Genomic DNA, 522 nt, shown 5'->3' on the forward strand with positions numbered 1-522 from the left:
AATTAAACCTGCAAGAAAAAACAGCGGGCATGAGCGATGTCACTTATCAAACTAGTCAGCAAAAACTGATTTTAGATACAGCTACTGCTTATTTTGATGTTTTGCGTGCTATCGATTCATTATCATTTATCGAAGCGCAAAAAGAACAAGTCTACCGCCAGTTAGATCAAACAACACAACGTTTTAACGTAGGGTTAGTGGCTATTACTGACGTACAAAATGCGCGTGCAAATTACGATACCGTACTGGCACAAGAGGTCGCTGGCCGAAATCAATTAGATAATGCATTAGAAAAACTACGCCAAGTCAGTGGCATCTATTACATAAATCTTGCATCTCTAAACATCAGTCGTTTTTCAACAACATCACCAGACTCTATTGATAAACTACTAAAAGATGCGGAAGAACGTAACTTAAGTTTATTAAGTGCACGTTTGGGCCAAGATTTAGCACGCGAAAATATTCGATTAGCCCAAGCTGGCCACTTACCAACTGTCGATTTAAATGCATCAACAGGTGTAT

At 38.9% G+C, this 522-nt stretch carries 1 protein-coding gene; it reads left to right on the top strand.

The window, feature by feature from the left end; all coding sequences use genetic code 11:
* A partial coding sequence (locus tag ABN217_RS20400) for a TolC family protein (protein ID WP_349460027.1) occupies positions 1 to 522 on the top strand: 522 nt, incomplete at both ends.

This window comes from Proteus sp. fly-1067, from assembly GCF_040139345.1.
In the GTDB taxonomy this organism is placed as follows: Bacteria; Pseudomonadota; Gammaproteobacteria; order Enterobacterales; family Enterobacteriaceae; genus Proteus; species Proteus vulgaris_B.